The sequence below is a fragment of the Mesorhizobium sp. WSM4822 genome (assembly GCF_055811155.1).
Genome location: NZ_JBVVQM010000013.1, coordinates 59,358 through 79,210 on the forward strand (window position 1 = coordinate 59,358; position 19,853 = coordinate 79,210).

The following is a 19,853-nucleotide window of genomic DNA, read 5'->3' on the forward strand; positions in this document are numbered from 1 at the left end:
GCAGGACGCATCTCAATTCCGCGTGACGACGCAACGAACGGGAGCGTAGGGGCGTATAGTCCCAGGCGTCGAATCGACGTTGACGCAACAAAGCTATACGGGAAAGCTATGACGCGGCATGACAGTTCAGCATGCGTGATGATCTGCCGGTGCGGGGCAACTGGTTGGCGGTTGACGGACGCTGCAACCATCCGGCGGGAGCTTGTTTCCTTTGCTTAGAGCCGAGCCTGCCGCGCTGTCCGACGACGAGCTTCTGGACCGCTATCAGCGCGCCGCCTTCGACTATTTCCTCGAGAACGTGAACCCCGAAAACGGATTGGTCGCCGACACGTCGCGGCCGAATTCGCCGGCCAGCATCGCTGTCGTCGGCTTCGCGCTGTCCAGTTATCCGATCGGCGTCGAGCGCGGCTGGATGGCGCGCGATGCCGCCGCGAAGCTGACGCTGGCCGCGCTGCGCTTCTTCTCGGCCAGCCCGCAAGGCCATAGCGACGACGTCACCGGCCACAAGGGTTTCTACTACCATTTCCTCGATATGCGGACCGGCCTGCGCGTCTGGCGCTGCGAACTGTCGATGGTGGATACGGCATTGCTGATATCGGGCATGCTGGTGGCGGGCGCCTATTTCTCCGGTGACGATGACGAGGAAGCCGAAATCCGCCAACTGGCAGAGGCGCTCTACCGGCGCGTCGACTGGCGGTGGGCACAAGGCTCAAGCCCGACCTTGCGACAAGGCTGGAAGCCGAAGAGCGGCTTTCTCCACTATGGCTGGGAGGGCTACAACGAAGCCACGATCCTCTACATCCTGTCGATGGCTTCGCCCGACAGCCCGACCTCGGACAACAGCTACGAGGGCTGGACAGCGACCTATCAGTGGGAAAACATCTACGGCTACGACGTGCTGTATGGCGGTCCGCTGTTCATGCACCAGTTCTCGCATGCCTGGATCGATTTCGCCGGCATCCGCGACGCCTTCATGCGCGAGAAGAACTCGGACTATTTCGAAAACAGCCGCCGCTCGACCTATCTGCACCGCGACTATGCACGCCACAACCCTTACGGCTATGGTGGCTACGACGAGAACCTTTGGGGTCTTTCGGCGGGCGACGGGCCAGGCGGTTTTCGCACCAGCGTGGAGCGACAGCGCCGGCGGTTTTCCGGCTATGCCGCGCGCGGCGCGCCGTTCGGGCCCGATGACGGGACGATCGCGCCTTGGTCCTATCCGGCATCACTGCCTTTCGCCCCGGAGATCTGCTTGGCGGCGTTGCGCCATCTCGGTGATCGCTACCCCGAGGTGATCGGTAATTTCCGACTGCCGAGCGGTTTCAACCCGACATTGGCGAACCGGCGTAAGTTCGGGAGGCACGGCTGGGTGTCGGAAGGCCACTATGGGCTGGATCAAGGCATCGTGGTGATGATGATCGAGAACCATCGGTCAGGGTTGATCTGGAGACTGATGCGGTCAAATCAACACATCCGCAACGGCCTGCGCAAGGCCGGGTTCAATGGCGGCTGGCTGTCTCAGCCAGCAAGCCCGGCGTCGGGTGGCGGCGATGTCGCGTGACCGGACCAGGGCTACCGCCTTTCCTGTCGATCACAACGACATTGAGCTGATCAAGGGCGCCCATCCGCCGCACTGGAAGAACCCGCAGCCGGACGATCCCTACAATATCGTGGTCATCGGTGCCGGGCCGGCTGGGCTGACCGCCGCCTACGAAGCGGCCGGCCTCGGCGCAAAGGTCGCGCTCATCGAGCGCAACCTGATCGGCGGAACTTGCGTCAATGTCGGTTGCATCCCGTCGAAGTCGATCATCCGCACCGCAAGGCTTTATGCCGACATGCGCGATGCCGAGAATTTCGGCGGCGACATGCCGGACCGTCTTCACGTCAACTTTCAGCGCGCCATGACGCGGATGCGGCAGATCCGGCAGCGGATCAGCCGCGCCGATGCCGCCGATAGCCTGATTTCCGAAGGCATCGACCTTTATTTCGGCGAAGCGCGGTTTTCCGGAAGGGACGCTGTCACGGTCGCCGGACAAACCTTGCGTTTCAGGAAGGCGCTGATCGCGACAGGCGCGCGCCCGAGGCTGCCGACCATCCCGGGGCTGGTCGAGGCCGGCTATCTCAGCAACGAGACCATGTTCGATCTCACGGAGTGCCCGAAGCGGCTTCTGGTCATCGGCGGCGGCCCGCTCGGTTGCGAGGCGGCGCAGGCCTTCTGCCTGCTGGGCGCGAAGGTCATCCAGGCGCAGCGCGAACCGATGTTCCTGCCCGGTGAGGAACGCGATGCCGCCCAAATCCTTTCGGACGCGCTGGCGCGCGAGGGTGTCGAGGTTCGCCTCAACACCGAGGTGGTGGCGGTGCGGACGGAAGGCGGCAAGAAGCTCGCCGACCTGGTGTGCGACGACATCACGACGACGATTTCCGTCGATGAGATCATCACTGGCATCGGCCGATCGCCCAATGTCGACGGCCTCGACCTGGAAAACGCCGGGGTGGCATACGATGCCGACGGTATCAAGGTGGACGACTGTCTCCGCACCACAAATCCGCGCATCTATGCGGCGGGCGATGTCTGCCTCGCCTACAAATTCACCCACACCGCCGAGGCGACAGCCCGCATGGTCGTGCGCAATGCCCTGTTTCTCGGACGCAGGAAACTGAGCGAACTGGTCATTCCGTGGTGCACCTATACCGATCCGGAGATCGCCCATGTCGGCCTCTATCCGGCGGAGGCGCGCCAGAACGGCATCCCGGTCAAGACCTATACAGTGCTGATGCACGATGTCGCCCGTGCGGTGATGGATGGCGAGGAGGAGGGTTTTGTCAAAATCCACGTCAGGGAGGGATCCGACCGCATCCTGGGCGCCACGGTCGTTGCCAGCCATGCCGGCGAGATGATCAATGCGGTGTCGCTGGCGATCAAATCGGGCATGGGATTGCGTGCGCTGGCCGACGTCATCCATCCATTCCCGACGCAGGCGCAAGGCATCAAGATGGCCGGCGACGCCTATCGGCGGACAAGGCTCACCTCATCGTGGAAGCGTCTGGCGGGCCGCTGGTTGGCGTGGTCAAGGCGATGGTGACAGCAGCCTGCCGCAACTGGTGCATCTGACAATCAGCGACGATGCGGCGCTTGACGAAAGCCTCGTTCGGCTGAACAAGTCGAAGCCGATTGTTATGGTTTGGGGCCGTCGCGCATGCCGTCTGGAATGAAGCCTACGGCGCAAAGCCCAGAGTGCCCGCTTTGAAACCCGCGGGCGCACAACCGCTCGACGCTGTCTCCGCGGCGAAAGCCGGGCGACGTGTGCTGGTTGTGTCCCACGATCCAGCCTTTCCGCCGATCTCCGGCGCGGATCTGCGGAACTACCGCAATGCTGAGTCTGCTGCGCAATTCGGCCCGGTCTGCCTGGTGTCTGTGCTGCCGCAGGCGACGGAAACAACCGATCCGTCGATCCGCACCGAAGCCTTGTCGATCAAGGGAGAGACCCGCTCCGCCTCGATCGGGTGGTGGCGTATAAGGGCGGAGCGTCGCATCTCGCGCGTCGCCTTGACGCGGCTGGAGACACTGGTTCGGGACTTCCGCCCGGACACGGTGGTGATCGAGGGTATCGGCCTGTTCAAGCTGCTGCGGCCTTTGCGGGCACTGACGAAACAGCTCATCCTCGACATGCACAATGTCGAGTCCGACCTGGCGGGACAGCTGCGGCACGTCGATGCGAAGCGGGCTGCGGTGGCGACGATCAGCGAGGGCCTTGGCATCAGGCGTCTCGAGAGAAAGGCGCTTGCCCTTGTCGACAGGGTCTGGGTCTGCTCGAGCCAGGATCGGGAGCGGTTGATGGCGCTTTCCCGGCATAAGTTGCCGATCGATGTCGTTCCAAACGGAATTCCGCACGCCGGGCACAGCCCCGAAACGCTGCCCGCCGAGCCCGTATCCGACGAAAGCTTTCCGGTGATCCTGTTCGTCGGCCATCTCGGCTATCCGCCAAACGTCGATGCCGTCCAGAGGTTAGCCGGCTCCATACTTCCGCGCATCCGACTGACCTTGCCGACCGCGACACTGATTCTCGCTGGGCGCAACCCGACAACGGCCGTGCAAGCGCTGGCAGGATTGCCTGGCGTGGAGCTCGTCGAAGACCCCGAAGACATGGCGCCGCTTCTGTCGAGAGCGCATCTCACCATCATCCCGCTTGCGGCAGGCGGCGGCACCCGCATCAAGATTCTGGAGGCGATGGCGTGGGGCGTGCCGGTGATCGCCACGCCTTTGGCGGCCGAGGGCCTGGACCTGGTCGATGGGGAGGAGCTGTTGCTGTCGGATACCGATGAAAGGCTTGCCGAAACGGCTGTCGGACTTTGCCTGGATACGGACCGCAGGGCACGGCAGCGCGTCCGCGCGCATCAAGCGGTTTGGGCAAGGTTCGGCCCAGAAGCCATCCGCGATGCCGTCCGCGGCGGGCTGGGGCTGGACGAGGCTGGCACATGATCCCTCCCTCCGCCAGATATGGAGGAGCGACATCGTTCCACATCGCTTGCAGGAGCCCCGCTTCGCACGACGTCCAGCCGGAATTTCGTGGCCTGCCCTATCGGGATGCGTGCTGAAGCTCTTGCCGAATGGGGCCGAGATAGGTTTGCGGATGCAAGCGTCGCCAAACATGGTCCCGGTCGGTCAGATGCGCGACCTGCTCTATCCAGCGCCTCGGCGCATCGGGATCCCTCACCTCATGCCAGTCATCGACGATAATGACAGGCAGGCCCTGGTAGAGCGGGTCGAGCGGCGAGGTCCTGGTGACGACGATGCAGCCGAGATAAAACAGCTCCCATGTCCTATGGCAGTCCAGGCCGTTGCCTTCGGTGGACAGCACAAGCGGGTATTGCGAGTACAGTTGCCAGATCGAGCGTTGCGAGACGCGTTTCGTCAGGAAATCGACGTGCGGACATCCGCCCAGGGCATCAAGCAGTTCCCGGCGCTGCCTCGAGCCATTGCTGATGCTGAAATCAGAGAACAGCCTGGGCGGACGGCGGTCCACATGATCCTGCCGGGCGCGTATGATTTCCAGTTGCTTCACAAGCCCTGCCGGCGTGGCAAGAGACCTAGGCGTGTGAAGATCGAGCCCGATCGGGAAAGGCTTCACCCTGGGGTGAGTGCCATCACAATTCTGGCTGTACCAGGAGACCAGGAAAGGGTTGGCGAGAAGCTGGTCGACGGTGTCCTTCGCCAGATCCGACGGCACCGAAGCATCCCCATCGGTCGTCAGCAGCGTGAATGGTGCCGTAATCGTCGGCAGCACGATCCTGACAAACGTGTCGAGGTCGCAGGTTTGCGCATCCCTGGACAAGGTGCTCAGGCGCAGCCAGACGATGCCATGCGCGCCGCTGTAATGTTGGCGGAAAAATGCCTCGCTCTGCGTAGATGCAGTTGGCGCGTTGCGATACCAGCGCGGCCCGGCGAAATCGCAGAAATGCCCGATGCCCTGCGACCACAGCACGGGCGGAACGCCAAGAAACCTTAGCGCCCTGGAGTAGACGGCTCTTTTGACAGCCCTTCGAAACCTGCCCATCGGCAACTCCTAGCGCGGATGCCAATAGCGTTGCAACGTCCTGCCTTGCACCGCCTTGAGCCGAACCAGGGGCCAAAAATTTCGAACCGTCTGGCGGCATCGCAACTGGCTGACGATCTCGCCGGCTGCAGTGCCGCGGCCAACCCCCCGGCTCGGCCGGAGGCACACGGCGGTCTACAGACTTGATTGTGGCAAAGGTCGAAGTGCTTGCGGTTCAGCGCAAGACCGCACGTCTCAATCGTGCAATTCCCGCGATATCGGCGGACCGAGGGAGAAATCCGAGAACGTTACCTCAAAGCCTTCGCGTTGCGGCGAACAGCACATCATGCCGATATCGACCGTCTTCGAGGTCGGGAAATAGGCAAGCCGCACAGGCTTCCAGTGGCTGTCGGAAGCGTCGAGGTACTGGACGCGGATCGCCTCGGCGTGACGGGTCAACCGGATCCTGACGCCGTTCGGATCGGCATGAATGGCGACCAGCGACCAGTCTGACGTGTCGTTGGTGACGACGACGGAGAAATAGGCAAGGCCGTCGGTGTACTCGATACCGGCCTTGATCCAGTGCGTTTCGCTGAGCCGGACCATCAGCCCGGCCTGATCATAGAGGACCTCGTAGTCGCCCTTGACCGTGACTTCGGCGCTGAAATCGCCCTCGACAGGCCGGTGCAGGAAGTGGCCGTTGTCGCGCCAGAAACCGTAGAAGGTCTCGCGCCAGAAATCGGTCTCCTTGCCGGTGCGCACACGAACGCTATCGCCCTCGATGGCGTGGTGCGGCGGCGGGTTAAGCCAGGTCAGATCTTGCACTGTCATCCTTTCGCGCCGCTCCAATCCAGATGTGCATGGCGGTGTTGCCGGCATGGTCGGCAGTGACCGATCAGTCAGGCTGATCAGTCGACGGCCGATCAGCCTGCGAACGTATAGGCCGTCTTCACCGTGGTGTAGAACTCCGCCGCATAGTGGCCCTGCTCGCGCGGCCCATAGCTCGAGCCCTTGCGGCCGCCGAAGGGAACATGGAAATCGACACCCGCCGTCGGCAGGTTGACCATCACCATTCCGGCCTCCGAATTGCGCTTGAAGTGCGTGGCATGCTTGAGGCTCGAGGTGCAGATGCCGGAGGTCAAGCCGAAGGGCGTGTCGTTGGCGACGGAAAGCGCCTCGTCATAGTCCTTGACGCGAATGACGCTGGCGACAGGTCCGAAAATCTCCTCGCGCGAACTGCGCATGGCATTGGTGGCCTCGGTGAGCAATGCCGGCTGCAGGTAGAAGCCTGGCGTCTTGCGGTCGAGCCGCTCGCCGCCGAAGGCGAGCGTGGCACCTTCCCTGACGCCGATGGCGATATAGTCCTCGTCCTGCTTCAGCTGCGTCGCGTCGACGACAGGACCGATCTGGGTCTGCGCGTCGAGCGCATCGCCGATGACCAGTTTGCTCATGCGGTCCTTGAGGGCATCGACGAAACGGTCGTGAATGCCGTCAGCCACAATCAGCCTGGATGACGCGGTGCAGCGCTGGCCGGTCGAGAAGAAGGCGCCATTGAGCGCGCAATCGACGGCGATCGCAAGATCGGCATCGTCGAGCACGACCAGAGGGTTCTTGCCGCCCATTTCAAGCTGGAACTTGCGCATGTGTTCGATGCTTGCCGCGGCAACGCGCTTGCCGGTACCGACCGAGCCGGTGAAGCTGATGGCGTTGACGTCGGGACTGTCGAGCATCGCCTGACCGACGACCGAACCCTTGCCCATGACGAGATTGAGCACGCCCTTTGGCAGGCCGGCGCGATGCAGGATGTCGACAATGGTCCAGGCGCTCTCGGGAACCAGCTCCGCCGGCTTGAAGACGACGGTGTTGCCGTGGGTTAATGCCGGAGCGATCTTCCAGGCCGGAATGGCGATCGGAAAATTCCACGGCGTGATGATGCCGACCACGCCGACCGCCTCGCGCGTCATCTCGACGCCGACGCCCGGTCGCACGCTCGGCACGACCTCTCCGGTTAAACGCAACGTTTCGCCGGCAAAGAAATCGAAAATCTGGGCGGCGCGAATGGTCTCGCCTATGCCTTCGGCCAGCGTCTTGCCTTCCTCACGCGCGAGATTGCGCCCAATCTCGTCCTTGCGCGCCAGAATCTCGTCGGAGGCCTTTTTCAGCACCGCGTGACGCGCCAGCGGACCGGAACGGGACCAAGCCGGGAACGCTGCCTTGGCCGCGGCGATCGCCTGCTTGGCCTGTTCGACACCCGCCGAGGCATAATCGCCGACGATGTCACCAGTATCCGAGGGGTTGATGTTGCGCGAACCGGCCTCGCCGACCCATTCGCCATCGATGAGGTTCTTTCGAAACAGCGTCATATCGTGTGTTCCTGCTTGTTGGCCGCGCGGGCATCTGTCTGAACTGGTATTTGCCAGACAATTGCCTCGCGGGAAAGCAAACAGTGAACCAGCAGCCGCGACAAAAATCCCCCCGCTTGCGCCGCGCGGATGGCGGGTGACGACATTGCCTCATCGAGCTTCGATGCGGCCAACATCCATGGTGCGTCGTCCGGCTTGGGCCGATTTCCTCTATACACTTCTGTCCATAGCCTTGATTTGCCTGAGGCAGCATGTCATGCGTCGTGCCGATGGCAGCTCTCGAAACGACGATTCAGCGCGCCGGCGCCACCGGCAATATCAAGGCCACTCGCGAAGACTGGCTGAAACTTGCGCTTGAAACGTTGATCTCGGACGGTGTCGAACGTGTCCGCGTGCTGACGCTTGGCCAGAAGCTCGATGTGTCGCGCTCCAGCTTCTACTGGTATTTCAAGAGCCGACAGGATCTACTCGACCAGTTGCTCGACTACTGGCGGCAGACCAACACCAGGTTCATCGTCGAACGGGCCAGGCGGCCTTCCGCGACCGTCATTCGCGGGGTGATGAGCATTTTCGAATGCTGGGTGGACGAAAGACTGTTCGATCCGCAGCTGGATTTCGCGATCAGGGCCTGGGCCCGCCGCTCGCCTGCCATCAGGCGCGCGCTCGACGAGGCCGACGAGGAGCGCGTCAACGCCATCCGCGACATGTTCATGCGCCACGGCTATGAGGAAGAAGACGCGTTCGTGCGAGCCCGCGTGCTGTACTTCATGCAGATCGGCTATTACTCCCTTGAGCTCAACGAGCCGATGAGCAGCCGCCTGCCTCACGTCGCCGGTTATCTGCGCAGCTTCACCGGCCAGGAGCCTCCGGCGGAGGATGTCGAAGACTTCTCGCGCTATGTCGAGAAGACGCTTTCGCGCAACCGATAGTAAGGCCCGCCCGGCCGCCGCGGCCTGACGATTTCGCTTAGCGCATCCCAATAGCAAGCACGTTTGCTGCCGACAGCAGCAGAGGAGCCCCCTCTGCTGCATCGGCGCAGAGCGGAGTCATGGGCCGCTCATTCTATCGCCTTTCCAAGCTCTAGACACATATGTACAATACCAGTAGGGTACGCCACTGACTGGGTGGAGTGCGACAGGATGAAATCCCAATACAGGGCGATCGTCATCGGCGGCGGCGTGGTTGGAGCCTCGGTGCTCTATCACCTGGCGAAGTTCGGCTGGAACGACGTCGCGCTGATCGAACGCGAGGTACTGACAGCGGGATCGAGCTGGCATGCGGCCGGTGGGTTCCATGCGCTGAACGCCGATCCCAACATCGCCGCCCTGCAGGCCTACACGATCGACCTGCTCTCCGAAGTCGAGAAGGAATCGGGCCAGAGCATCGGCATGCACATGACCGGCGGCATCTCGGTCGCCTCGGCGCCCGAGCGCTGGGAATGGCTCAAGGCCTCCTACCGCATCTTCCAGACCATGGGCATCGACGATGTCCATCTGGTTGGCGTCGACGAAATCCGACAGCGCTGCCCGATCCTCAACACCGACGGCATGCTAGGTGGGCTTTATGCCGCGCGCGAAGGTCATATCGATCCTTCGGGCGTCGTTCACGCCTATGCCAAGGCAGCCAGGCTGCGCGGCGCCGACATCATCGAGCACAACCGGGTGCTGGAGCTCAACCGCCGCGCCGATGGCGGTTGGGACGTGGTCACCGAGAAGGGCACGGTGATTGCCGAGCACGTCGTCAATGCCGGCGGACTGTGGGCCAAGCAGGTTGGCAGGATGGCCGGCATCGACCTGCCGGTATCGCCGATGGAGCACCATTATCTGGTCACCGAGGCATTGCCCGAAATCCAGGTACTGGACAAGGAATTGCCGCTGATCGTCGATCTCGAAGGCTTCACCTACATGCGCCAGGAGCAGAAAGGCCTTCTGCTGGGTATCTATGAGGTCAACCACAAGCACTGGAACATGGACGGGGCGCCCTGGCACTACGGCATCGAATTGATCCAGGAAGACACCGACCGCATAGCCGACGAACTGGCGCTCGGCTTCAGCCGTTACCCCTGCCTGGAGATAGCTGGCATCAAACGCTGGGTGAACGGGGCCTTCACCTTCTCGCCGGATGGCAATCCGCTGGTCGGCCCGGTGCGCGGCGTGCCCAATTACTGGGTGGCGTGCGGCGTCATGGCCGGTTTCCTGCAAGGCGGCGGCGTCGGCAAGTCGCTGGCCGAATGGATGATCCATGGCGAGCCGGAAGCCGATGTCTACGGCATGGACATCGCCCGCTATGGCGACTTCGCCTCCAACCGCGAATACATCAGGCAGACCACCGGGCAGTTCTATTCGCGCCGCTTCGTCATGAGCTATCCCAACGAGCAGCTGCCGGCGGGACGGCCCTTGAAAACGGCCGGCGCGCATGACGCGATGGATGCCGCCGGCGCGCGCTGGGGCAATTCATGGGGCATGGAAGTGCCGCTCTATTTCGCGCAGCAAGGCTTCGTCGAGATACCGACGCTGAAGCGCTCCAACGCCTTCGACATTGTCGCACAGGAATGCCGCAAGGTGCGCGAAGGTGTCGGGCTGCTCGATATATCAGCCTTCTCGCGTTACGAAATCGCCGGGCCGCAGGCCGAAGCCTGGCTCGACCGGCTGCTCGCCTGTGCGCTGCCCAGGCCGGGTCGCGCAAAACTCGCGCCGATGCTGGGTGAAAACGGCAAGCTCAAGGGCGACCTCACCGTCTTCAACTGGGGCGATGGCTCCTGGTGGATCATGGGATCCTACTATTTGCGACAGTGGCATATGCGCTGGTTCGAGCAGCATATGAGCGACGGCGTCACCGTCCGAGACATTTCGGACGCCATTGTTGGTTTCTCGCTCGCCGGTCCCAATGCGCGAATGCTACTTGAGCGCCTCACACATCAGGACGTTTCGCACCAGGCGTTCGGCTTTCTCGCCTGCAGGACGTTCGATGTCGGACTGGTGCGGGCGAAGGTCGGACGACTGTCGGTCATCGGCGAACTCGGCTACGAGATTCATTGCCGGGCCAATGAGCACATGGGCCTGCGCCGCGCGCTACTTGCCGCAGGCAGCGATCTGGGAGTCACCGAATACGGCTTCAGCGCGGTCAATTCGCTGCGGCTCGAAAAGAGCTTTGGCATCTGGTCGCGCGAATTCACGCAGGACTATACGCCTGATGAGACCGGCATGGACCGCTGGGTCGCCTTCGACAAGGGCGATTTCATCGGCCGCGAGGCGGCCCTGAAAGAGCAGAAGGCTCCATCGAGGCGCACTCTGGTGACGCTCGAAATCGACGCGGCGGATGCCGATGCCAGCGGCTACGAGCCGGTCTGGAACAGAGGCAGGCTGGCCGGCTTCGTCACCTCCGGCGGCTATGGCCATACGGTCGGCAAGAGCCTCGCCATGGCGCTGGTCGAGCGCGAAGCGGCCGATATCGATACGCCGTTGACAACCCACATCGTCGGCGTCGAAAGAGATGCGCGCGTCATCGCTTCGTCGCCATATGATCCACTGGGCAAGGCGATGCGGGCATGACCGATCGAACCGATGACGTCGGTGCGAAAGACCATTCGATGATCCACATTTCTTTCCGAACATCAGGCCTGTCCGGCACGTCATGACCACACGCTATTCCGCCCTGTCGCTGTTCAAGGAGGGCCTGGCTGGCCAGACCGGCTGGCAACCGGCCTGGCGATCGCCCGAGCCGAAGCCGTCCTACGACGCCATCGTCATCGGCGGCGGCGGCCATGGGCTGGCGACGGCCTATTACCTGGCAAAGAATCACAACATCACCAGGGTGGCCGTGCTGGAAAAAGGCTGGATCGGCGGCGGCAACACAGGGCGCAACACCACTGTGGTACGCTCCAACTACTATTATCCCGAAAGTGTCGAACTCTACGGGCTGGCGCACCAGCTCTATGAGGGATTGTCGAAAGACCTGAACTACAACGTCATGCTGTCGCAGCGCGGCATGGTCAATCTGTGCCACTCGACTGCCGAGATGGAGATCGGGGCGCGCACCGTCAACGCCATGCAGATCAACGGCATCGATGCCGAGCTGTTTTCACCTGACGATGTGCGCCGGGTGGCGCCGATCTATAATTTCTCAGCCGATGCGCGCTTCCCGGTGTTCGGCGGCATCTGGCAAGGCAGGGCCGGTACGGCGCGCCATGACGCCGTCGCCTGGGGCTACGCGCGGGCGGCGAGCCGGCTCGGCGTCGATATCATCCAGAACTGCGAGATCACCGATTTCATCGTCGAGGGCGGCCGCTGCCGCGGCGTCCAGACTTCGCGGGGCGCGATCCGTGCCGAGCGTATCGGCATGGCGGTGGCCGGGCATTCCTCGGTGCTGGCGGCCAAGGCCGGCTTCCGGCTTCCGATCAATTCCTATGCGCTGCAAGCCTGCGTGTCCGAACCGGTCAAGCCGATCCTCGACACGGTGGTGCTGTCGCCCGGCTGCGGCGTCTATGTCAGCCAGTCGGACAAGGGCGAGATCGTCATCGGCGGCGGCCTCGACCGCATTCCTTCCTATGCGCTGCGCGGCAATTTGCCGACGCTGGAGGCGGTGATTGCCGGCGTGCTGGAGATGTTCCCGATCTTTGGCCAGCTCAAGCTGATGCGGCAATGGGCAGGTATCGTCGACGTGGTGCCGGATTCCTCGCCGATCATCGGCGAATCGCCGCTGCCCGGCCTGTTCCTCAATTGCGGCTGGGGCACGGGCGGCTTCAAGGCCATTCCCGCCGGTGGCACGCTGCTGGCGCAATTGCTAGCGTCAGGCAAACACAACGACATCAGCCGCCCCTTCGATCTCGATCGCTTCGCCACCGGCCGGCTGATCGACGAAGCGGCCGGCTCCGGCATCGCGCATTAGAGGTTTGCCATGCAGCTCTTTCCTTGCCCATTCTGCGGCCCGCGCGACGAAACCGAATTCCACTATGGCGGCGATGCCGGCAATGTCAGGCCGGATGGCATCGACGTGCCGACCGATCGCTGGGCTGGCTACCTCTATCTGCGCGGCAACCCGAAAGGCACGGCGCGCGAGATCTGGGTCCACATGATTTGCGGCGAGTTCTTCGTCATGGAGCGGGACACCGTCACCCACAAGGTGCTGTCTTCGGCCGCTCTCGACGGGGAGCATGCCGCGTGACCGCCTCACGTCTTGCCACCGGCGGCAGCGCCATCGACCGCTCGCGCCCGATCCGCTTCAGCTTCGACGGAACCATCGTGCAGGGCTTTGCCGGCGACACCATCGCCTCGGCGCTGCTGGCGGGTGACGTCGCGGTCGTCGGCCGCAGCTTCAAATACCACCGGCCGCGCGGCACATGGGGCGCCGGCGTCGAGGAGCCCAACGCGCTGGTCGATATCGGCGGCTCGCGGGCGACGCCCAACACGCGCGCCACGACCGAGCCGGCGCGCGACGGACTGGTGGCGAAAAGCGTCAACGCCACGCCCAGCGCACTGGCCGACCGCAACGCCTTCCTGGACCGTTTTGCGCGCTTCATCCCGGCCGCGTTCTACTACAAGACCTTCATGTGGCCGGACTGGCACAGGTTCGAGCCGCGCATCCGCGCCATGGCGGGGCTGGGCACGGTCGATGCCGACTGGACCTCGCCCGGCATGGCCGACCAGATCAACCATCATTGCGACGTGCTGGTGGTGGGCACGGGACCGGCAGGGCTGGCGGCGGCAAGACTGGCGGCCGGCGCTGGTCTGACCGTCACACTGGTCGACGACCAGCAGAGTCCCGGCGGATCGCTTGGCTATCGTGCCGGTGAGATCGATGGCAAGCCGGCGGCCGTATGGGTCAAGGAGACGATTGCCGAGCTTGCCGCTGGCGGTCACCTCATCCTGCCTTCGACCACCGCCTTAGGCATTTACGACCACAATCTGGTCGGGCTGAACCAGCGTCATTTCGACGGCCGGCCGGATATGCTGTGGCGGGTCAGGCCGCGCCAGATCGTGCTGGCGACCGGCGCCATCGAACGGCCGCTGCCTTTCGCCAACAACGATCTGCCGGGCATCATGTCGGCGGATGCGGCGTTCGCCTATCTGAGGCGCCACGCTGTGCTGGTCGGCCGCCGCATCATCGTCGCCACCAACAATGACAGCGCCTATGAGGTGGCGGGGGCGCTTGCCGAGGCCGGCGCCGAAGTCAGGCTTGTCGACATCCGGCGCAACGGCACGCCTGCCGCGCCGGCCAATGCCCGGTTGATCAAAGGGCGTTCTCTCGCATCCGCCAGCGGCAAGCTGCGCGTCGACGGCGTGACGCTCGACGACGGCACGAGGTTCGATGCCGATTGCGTCCTGGTCTCCGGCGGGTGGACGCCGACCATCCATCTCTTCGGCCAGGCCAAGGGCAAGCTCGCCTGGAGCGATGCGCGCGCCGCCTTCCTGCCAGGCGATCCGGTCGACGGCATCGCCGTGATCGGCGCCGCAGCCGGCGCGGTCTCCTTGTCGGAGGTGTTTGCTGGCGCCGGCCCCGCCTTTGCACCCCTCGGCCAGACGAGGGCTCCCCTACCGCGCAGCACCGGACCGGAGGCGACGGGAGGCATTCTCCCGGCATGGCCGATTCCGGGCTCGAAAGGCCGTATCTGGATCGATTACCAGGACGACGTGACGGTGAAGGACGTCGAACTGGCAGCGCGCGAAAACTTCGTCTCGGTCGAACATCTGAAGCGCTACACCACGCTCGGCATGGCGACCGACCAGGGCAAGACCTCCAACCTGCCCGGGCTGGCGCTGATGGCCGGGATCACCGGCCGCACGGTGCCGGAGGTCGGCACCACCACCTATCGGCCGCCATTCACGCCGGTGCCGCTGGCAAGCTTTGCCGGTGCGCGCGTCGGCGAATTGATGGCGCCGGTGCGCCGGCTGCCCCTAGAGAATGTGCACCGCGCCAATGGCGCTGTCTTCCAGGAATATGGCGGCTGGCTGCGCCCGGCCCACTATGGCGGCTACGCGGACGCGGAGCGTTCGATCGCGGACGAGGCGCTACGCGCCCGTCGGTCGGTCGCGCTGTTCGACGGCTCGACGCTCGGCAAGATCGAAGTGATCGGACCGCAGGCGGCGGCGTTCGTCGATTTCCTCTACTACAACACCATGTCGACGCTGAAGCCGGGCCGCTGCCGCTATGGCTTCATGCTGTCGGAGAACGGCGTGATCTTCGACGACGGCGTTCTGGTCCGGCTGGACGAGCATCGCTTCGTCGTCTCGTGCTCGTCCTCGCATGTCGCTGTCGTTCACGCCCGGCTGGAGGAATGGCGCCAGGACCGCTTCGGACGCGGCGCCGTCTACATCCACAACGCCACATCGGACATGGCGACGCTGACCGTCTCGGGGCCAAACTCCCGAAAACTGCTCGAAGCGCTTGGCCTCGGTCTTTCGCTCGGCGATGCCGACCTGCCGCATATGGCGATCGCTCATGGAAGCTATGCAGGCGACGAGGTCCGCATTACCCGCGTCAGCTTCACCGGCGACAGGAGCTATGAGATTTCGATCCGGGCCGATCGCGCCGAACCGTTATGGGCGCATCTGCGCAAGGCCGGCCAGGCCTTCGATGCCGTCGCTATTGGTCTCGAGGCGCTGATGATCCTGCGGGCCGAGAAGGGCTTCATCGTCATCGGTAAGGACACTGACGGCACCACGCTGCCGCATGATCTCGGCGTCGACGGCCCGCGCGTCAAGCGCCAGACCGAGTTCGTAGGCCGCCGCTCGCTGTTCACAGAGGAGGCCTCGCGTGACAACCGCATGCAGCTTGTCGGACTAGCGGTGCCGCAAGGCGAAGCGCCGCTGCCGACCGGCGCGCATGGCATCAAACGGATCGACGGCAGATTGCGCAGCCAAGGCTTTGTCACCTCGAGCTACCAAAGCCCGACGCTCGGTCGCCCGGTTGCGCTTGGGCTGATCGAGCGCGGCGCGACGCGGCACGGCGAGACGATCGACATCCAGCATCTCGGCAAGATCAGCAAGGCGACGATTACCGCCCCTTGCGCCTTCGACCCGGCAGGAGAGCGGCTGCATGCGTGATCTCGCGGAAAAATGGTCCGTTGCACCGGACTGGCAGGGCGCGGTCATCGCCACGCCGGGCCTTGCGGTACGAACAGTCTTCGGCCTCAACCAGTTGCTGGTCAGCGGCGACCTCGACGCGTGGGCACGGGCTTCCAGCATCGGCGGGACTGGCGTGGGTGCCTTTGGTATCGCACAGGGCGACCGCTACGCGGCGCGGCTGGCGCGCGACCGGCAGCTTGTCGTCTCGAACAGCCCGCTTGCCATCGCCATGGGCTGGCACGCGGAAGGGTTCGCTGTGACGGCGATCAGCGCCGGCTTGCAGGTGTTCGAAGTCAAGGGCATGGCGCTCGACGCTTTCATCGCGCGTGGAACGACGCTCGATCCCGCGAAGCCAAGTGCCAGTGCAGCACTTTCCTTCGCCGGCATCAGCGCCGTCGTCTATCGTCTTGACGGCAAGCTGCGCATCCATGTCGACCGTGGCCTTGCCACTTATCTCTGGACATGGATGGAAACGGCCGCCGGCAACATCGCGACCGGATCAGCCGACTAACCGGCGACACGTCAGAGCGTGAACGACCAAAACAGGCAGGCCAGCGTCGCGGCGGCAAAGACCACGAAGAACAGGCTGCGCAGCAGCACATTGCGGCGCAGCTCGTTCATGACGAAGTGACAACCGACGATCGCCGCGGCAAACAGGAACCGCCAGTTCAGCAGCGCCCACACGGCGCTGCCCTGCCCGAACGCCCATCTGGCGACCAGACAGCCGACGATGGTCGCAAACAGCGCGATCACGGTCCAGAAAAGGGCGTCGGCGGCATGGGTCAGGACGATGCCGGCCGCCCTGATCGGCAGGATCATCATCAGCATCGCGCTGAAGAAATAGACAGCGGCAATCGGGATGAACACGCCGGCGTCGGCAATGCCGTCAAGGCGCCTGACGCCGATCGCGCCATAGGGATAGCCGTGCCTGGCCACAGCCAGGCTCAACGCCATGAGCAAGGCGGTCAGCACGGCGACCAGTGCGAAGGATGTGAGGACTTTGCTCATGACGTTCCTGTCCCAGACGAATCAGACAGGAACGTTTTTAGCGGGCGGTCGTAAATTGCGGGTAAGCGAGGGCGCTGCCCTCGCCTGTTTCGATCGCAATCTGGTGACAAAGCCTATTCGGCGGCGATCCTGCCGGCCGAGCGGTTGGCCAGCACGAAGCCGACCTCGTCAACCGCCTGCGCCGCACGCTTCAGGATCGCCTCGGAGCGCAGTACGCCGTCGGTGAAATCCTTGTCGGTGGCGTAGACGGCGGTCGGCAGGGCAAAGGCCTCGAAGAAGCCGAACAGCGGCCGCAGCTGATGTTCGACGATCAGCGCATGGCGCTCGCCACCTCCGGTCGCGGTCAACACGATGGGCTTTCCCCGCAATGCCGCCGGATCGATCAGGTCGAAGAAGTGCTTGAAAAGGCCGGTATAGCTGCCCTTGTAGGTCGGCGAGCCCACGACAAGCACGTCGGCGGCGAGGATTTGTTCCAGGATCGCGCGCGCCTGGCCGTCGAGATCGCGGGCCCATTTCGCCGTTCCCAGCGACGGACCGAGGTCCTCGATATCATAGGTGCTCGCCGACAGGCCGTGGCTGGCGGCGATGTCCCTGGTGACCAGGTCGACGAAGGCGCGCGTCTTTGACGGCCGGGTGATGTTGCCGGAAAAGCCGACGACTGTTGGATTTGACATGGCAGTGGGCCTCTTGGATGGTCGAAGGTTTGACGTGGCGGGCCGTCCCGCCCGCCGGTGGGAGATCAGCTCCAGGCGTGCAGCGGCGGATTTTCGCCGTTGAGGAAATATTTGCCGAGGATCGAATATTTCCAGCGCACCGGATCGTGCAGCGTGTGCGTGCGGGCATTGCGCCAATGCCGGTCGAGATTGTGTTCGGCCAGCGTCGAGCGGGTTCCCGCAAGTTCGAACAGCCTGTTGGTCGCGGCTATGGCGATCTCGGTCGACAGGATTTTTGCCTCGGCGGTGACGATCTGGGCGTGCGCCACCGTGTCGGCGGTCGGATCGATCACTGCCCGGTCGATCGCATGACCGGCCTTTTCGAGCAGCGCCTGCGCCGCGTGCAGGCGCAGCGTCAGGTCGCCAATGGCCTGAATGGTGTAAGGATCGTCCCAGGCGTTGTCGACGCCGCTGTCGATCCAGGCGCGGCTTTTGGTCCTGACGAAATTGACGGTCTCGTCGATCGCCGCCTGGGCGATGCCGGTGTCGACCGCCACCTGGATGATCTGGAAGATGGCGCCGTCGGCGGTCGGCCTGTCGTAGCCCTTGTAGCCGGGTACCAGATGGGTCTTCGGCACCTTGACGTTGTCGATGATAACGGTGCCGGACAGCGTCGTGCGCTGGCCGAAGCTCGACCAGTCGTCGATGACCGTCAGCCCGGGTGCGGCACGGTCGGCGATCGCATACCAGGCGCGGCCCTCGTCATCGAGCGCCACGATCGGCACGAGATGGGCAAGCAGCGCGCCGGACGAATAGAATTTGCGGCCGTTGACAACCACATGATCGCCGGCATCGGTGAAGCGGGTCTCAAAATCGGCGGCGCGCTTGGAGCCGAACTCGGAAAAGGCGTTGCCGAACCGCGTGCCTTTCAGCGCTTCGGCAAACAGCAGCTTCTGCTGGTCCGCGTCGGACACGGTGCGAATGGCGGCGACAACACCGAGATGGTTCTGGGCAACCTGGCCGATCGAGGAATCCGCCGCCGAGATGATCTCGATTACCTTCGCCAACGTCGCATAGGACACCTCCGGCCCACCGAATGCCTTGGGTACATTGATCGACCACAGGCCGCTTTGCGAAAAGGCATCGAGTTCGGCGACCGGCCAGATCCGCTCGCGGTCGCGCTGGGAGGAGTCCTTGACGAATTCGGCGGCGAGTGCGTGGGCAATCGCAATCGCCTCGGCATCATCCTTGATGATGTGCGCTGGGGCGGTCGGCCTTGCGACTGGCGGCACGGCGGCGGAAGCCTTGTCGGTTTTGACGGTCGAAACGGTCATTTCACTGCTCCTTGGGATTTTGGCTCAGGCAACGGCGTGGAGATGGGCGGGCCTGGTGGCGGGTGACACCTGTTGCCCGGGGGTTGATTGACCGAGATAGAAGGCTCTGATGTCCTCGCGCTGGCGAAGTTCGACGGCAGCGCCGGCGAGAACGGAAACGCCGTTTTCGAGCACAGTGGCGTGGTCGGCGTATCTGAGCGCGACCGCCGAGTTCTGCTCGGCAACCAGGATCGACAGGCCGGTCTCGCGGTTGAGTTTTTTCAAGCTCTGGAAGATGTCCTGGACGATGAGCGGCGCGAGCCCCATCGACGGTTCGTCGAGAACCAGCAAACGCGGTCGCGACATCAGCGCCCGGCCGATGGCGGTCATCTGTTGTTCACCGCCGGAGGTCAGGCCGGACAATGTCCGGCGCTTTTCCCGAAGCCTCGGGAAATAGCCGTAGATCCGTTCGAGATCCCCGTTGATCTCGGCGCGGCTCCCGCTGCGGCCGATGCCGCCGGCGATCAGATTCTCCTCGACGGTGAGGCTTTTGAAGCAGTGGCGGCCTTCCAGCACCTGGACCAGCCCGGCGCGCACCAGATCACCCGGTTTGCGGCGCGAGACATCGGACCCTTCATAGCGGATGGTGCCGGCATTGACCTGGCCACGTTCCGCCGGCAGCAGGTTGGAGACGGCCTTCAGCGTCGTGGTCTTGCCGGCGCCATTGGCACCGAGCAGCGCCAGTATTTCGCCGCGCCTGAGCTCAAAACTGACGCCATGCAGCGCCGTGATGGCGTGGTTGTAGGTGGCATGGACCGCGTCCATGGCAAGAATGACGTCATCGTTCGGCATAGGCTGTTCTTTCACGGTTCGGAAACCGAAAGAGGCCGGGGCGCCACGGAAACTTGGTCCGCGACGC

Annotated in this window: 16 protein-coding genes; 9 read left to right on the forward strand and 7 right to left on the reverse strand. The window is 63.8% G+C overall.

All coding sequences use genetic code 11. The features are described from left to right. Positions 1-211: 211 nt before the first annotated feature. The 3 genes from AC0L3E_RS26455 (at position 212) to AC0L3E_RS26465 (ending at position 4,480) form a co-directional block, all read left to right on the forward strand. A complete protein-coding gene (locus AC0L3E_RS26455) occupies positions 212-1,561 on the forward strand; it encodes a glucoamylase family protein (RefSeq protein WP_127266934.1) in 1,350 nt (449 codons plus the stop codon). Next, entirely contained in the window at positions 1,551-3,083 is a 1,533-nt protein-coding gene (locus AC0L3E_RS26460) for a mercuric reductase (RefSeq protein WP_127266935.1), read from the forward strand. Before AC0L3E_RS26455 ends, AC0L3E_RS26460 begins: the two co-directional genes overlap by 11 nt. A gap of 230 nt (positions 3,084-3,313) precedes the next feature. Next, positions 3,314-4,480 carry a glycosyltransferase family 4 protein gene (locus AC0L3E_RS26465; protein ID WP_473605987.1) on the forward strand — a complete coding sequence of 389 codons (1,167 nt, stop codon included), beginning with the start codon at positions 3,314-3,316 and terminating at the stop codon, positions 4,478-4,480. 97 nt (positions 4,481-4,577) lie between these two features. On the opposite strand, the gene AC0L3E_RS26470 is transcribed toward AC0L3E_RS26465, so the two are convergent. The 3 genes from AC0L3E_RS26470 to AC0L3E_RS26480 form a co-directional block, all read right to left on the reverse strand. After that, positions 4,578-5,555, reverse strand: a complete 978-nt coding sequence (locus AC0L3E_RS26470; protein WP_127266937.1) for a hypothetical protein — start codon at positions 5,553-5,555, stop codon at positions 4,578-4,580. Positions 5,556-5,789: 234 nt separating this feature from the next. After that, on the reverse strand, positions 5,790-6,365 hold the full coding sequence (locus AC0L3E_RS26475) for a DUF1349 domain-containing protein (RefSeq protein WP_128287590.1): 576 nt from the start codon (positions 6,363-6,365) through the stop codon (positions 5,790-5,792). A gap of 92 nt (positions 6,366-6,457) precedes the next feature. Further along, complete coding sequence (locus AC0L3E_RS26480; protein WP_127266939.1) at positions 6,458-7,897, reverse strand: aldehyde dehydrogenase family protein; 1,440 nt, start codon at positions 7,895-7,897, stop codon at positions 6,458-6,460. 269 nt (positions 7,898-8,166) lie between these two features. On the opposite strand from AC0L3E_RS26480, the gene AC0L3E_RS26485 reads away from it, so the two are divergent. The 6 genes from AC0L3E_RS26485 (at position 8,167) to AC0L3E_RS26510 (ending at position 16,471) form a co-directional block, all read left to right on the forward strand. After that, positions 8,167-8,826, forward strand: a complete 660-nt coding sequence (locus AC0L3E_RS26485; protein WP_164893147.1) for a TetR/AcrR family transcriptional regulator — start codon at positions 8,167-8,169, stop codon at positions 8,824-8,826. Positions 8,827-9,036: 210 nt separating this feature from the next. Further along, positions 9,037-11,448 (forward strand): GcvT family protein, encoded by a 2,412-nt coding sequence (locus AC0L3E_RS26490; RefSeq protein WP_473605988.1) that lies wholly within the window; start codon positions 9,037-9,039, stop codon positions 11,446-11,448. 82 nt (positions 11,449-11,530) lie between these two features. After that, positions 11,531-12,784, forward strand: coding sequence for a sarcosine oxidase subunit beta (locus AC0L3E_RS26495; RefSeq protein ID WP_473605989.1), 1,254 nt, complete (start codon positions 11,531-11,533; stop codon positions 12,782-12,784). 9 nt (positions 12,785-12,793) lie between these two features. Then, on the forward strand, positions 12,794-13,060 hold the full coding sequence (locus tag AC0L3E_RS26500) for a sarcosine oxidase subunit delta (protein WP_127272032.1): 267 nt from the start codon (positions 12,794-12,796) through the stop codon (positions 13,058-13,060). Continuing rightward, positions 13,057-15,939, forward strand: coding sequence for a sarcosine oxidase subunit alpha family protein (locus AC0L3E_RS26505; protein WP_473605990.1), 2,883 nt, complete (start codon positions 13,057-13,059; stop codon positions 15,937-15,939). The genes AC0L3E_RS26500 and AC0L3E_RS26505 overlap by 4 nt, the downstream gene beginning before the upstream one ends. Next, positions 15,932-16,471, forward strand: a complete 540-nt coding sequence (locus AC0L3E_RS26510; protein WP_128307110.1) for an aminomethyltransferase family protein — start codon at positions 15,932-15,934, stop codon at positions 16,469-16,471. The genes AC0L3E_RS26505 and AC0L3E_RS26510 overlap by 8 nt, the downstream gene beginning before the upstream one ends. 11 nt (positions 16,472-16,482) lie before the next feature. Here AC0L3E_RS26510 and AC0L3E_RS26515 read toward each other — a convergent pair whose 3' ends face one another. From AC0L3E_RS26515 to AC0L3E_RS26530, 4 genes are all read right to left on the reverse strand, one after another. Next, on the reverse strand, positions 16,483-16,968 hold the full coding sequence (locus AC0L3E_RS26515; protein WP_128307109.1) for a hypothetical protein: 486 nt from the start codon (positions 16,966-16,968) through the stop codon (positions 16,483-16,485). Positions 16,969-17,081: 113 nt separating this feature from the next. Next, positions 17,082-17,642 carry an FMN reductase gene (msuE, locus tag AC0L3E_RS26520; protein ID WP_127256266.1) on the reverse strand — a complete coding sequence of 187 codons (561 nt, stop codon included), beginning with the start codon at positions 17,640-17,642 and terminating at the stop codon, positions 17,082-17,084. 65 nt (positions 17,643-17,707) lie between these two features. Next, complete coding sequence (locus tag AC0L3E_RS26525) at positions 17,708-18,955, reverse strand: SfnB family sulfur acquisition oxidoreductase (RefSeq protein WP_128307108.1); 1,248 nt, start codon at positions 18,953-18,955, stop codon at positions 17,708-17,710. A gap of 24 nt (positions 18,956-18,979) precedes the next feature. Continuing rightward, the gene (locus AC0L3E_RS26530) at positions 18,980-19,786 is read right to left on the reverse strand and encodes an ABC transporter ATP-binding protein (protein WP_128307107.1); all 807 of its coding nucleotides are present in this window, start codon (positions 19,784-19,786) and stop codon (positions 18,980-18,982) included. Positions 19,787-19,853 lie beyond the last annotated feature (67 nt).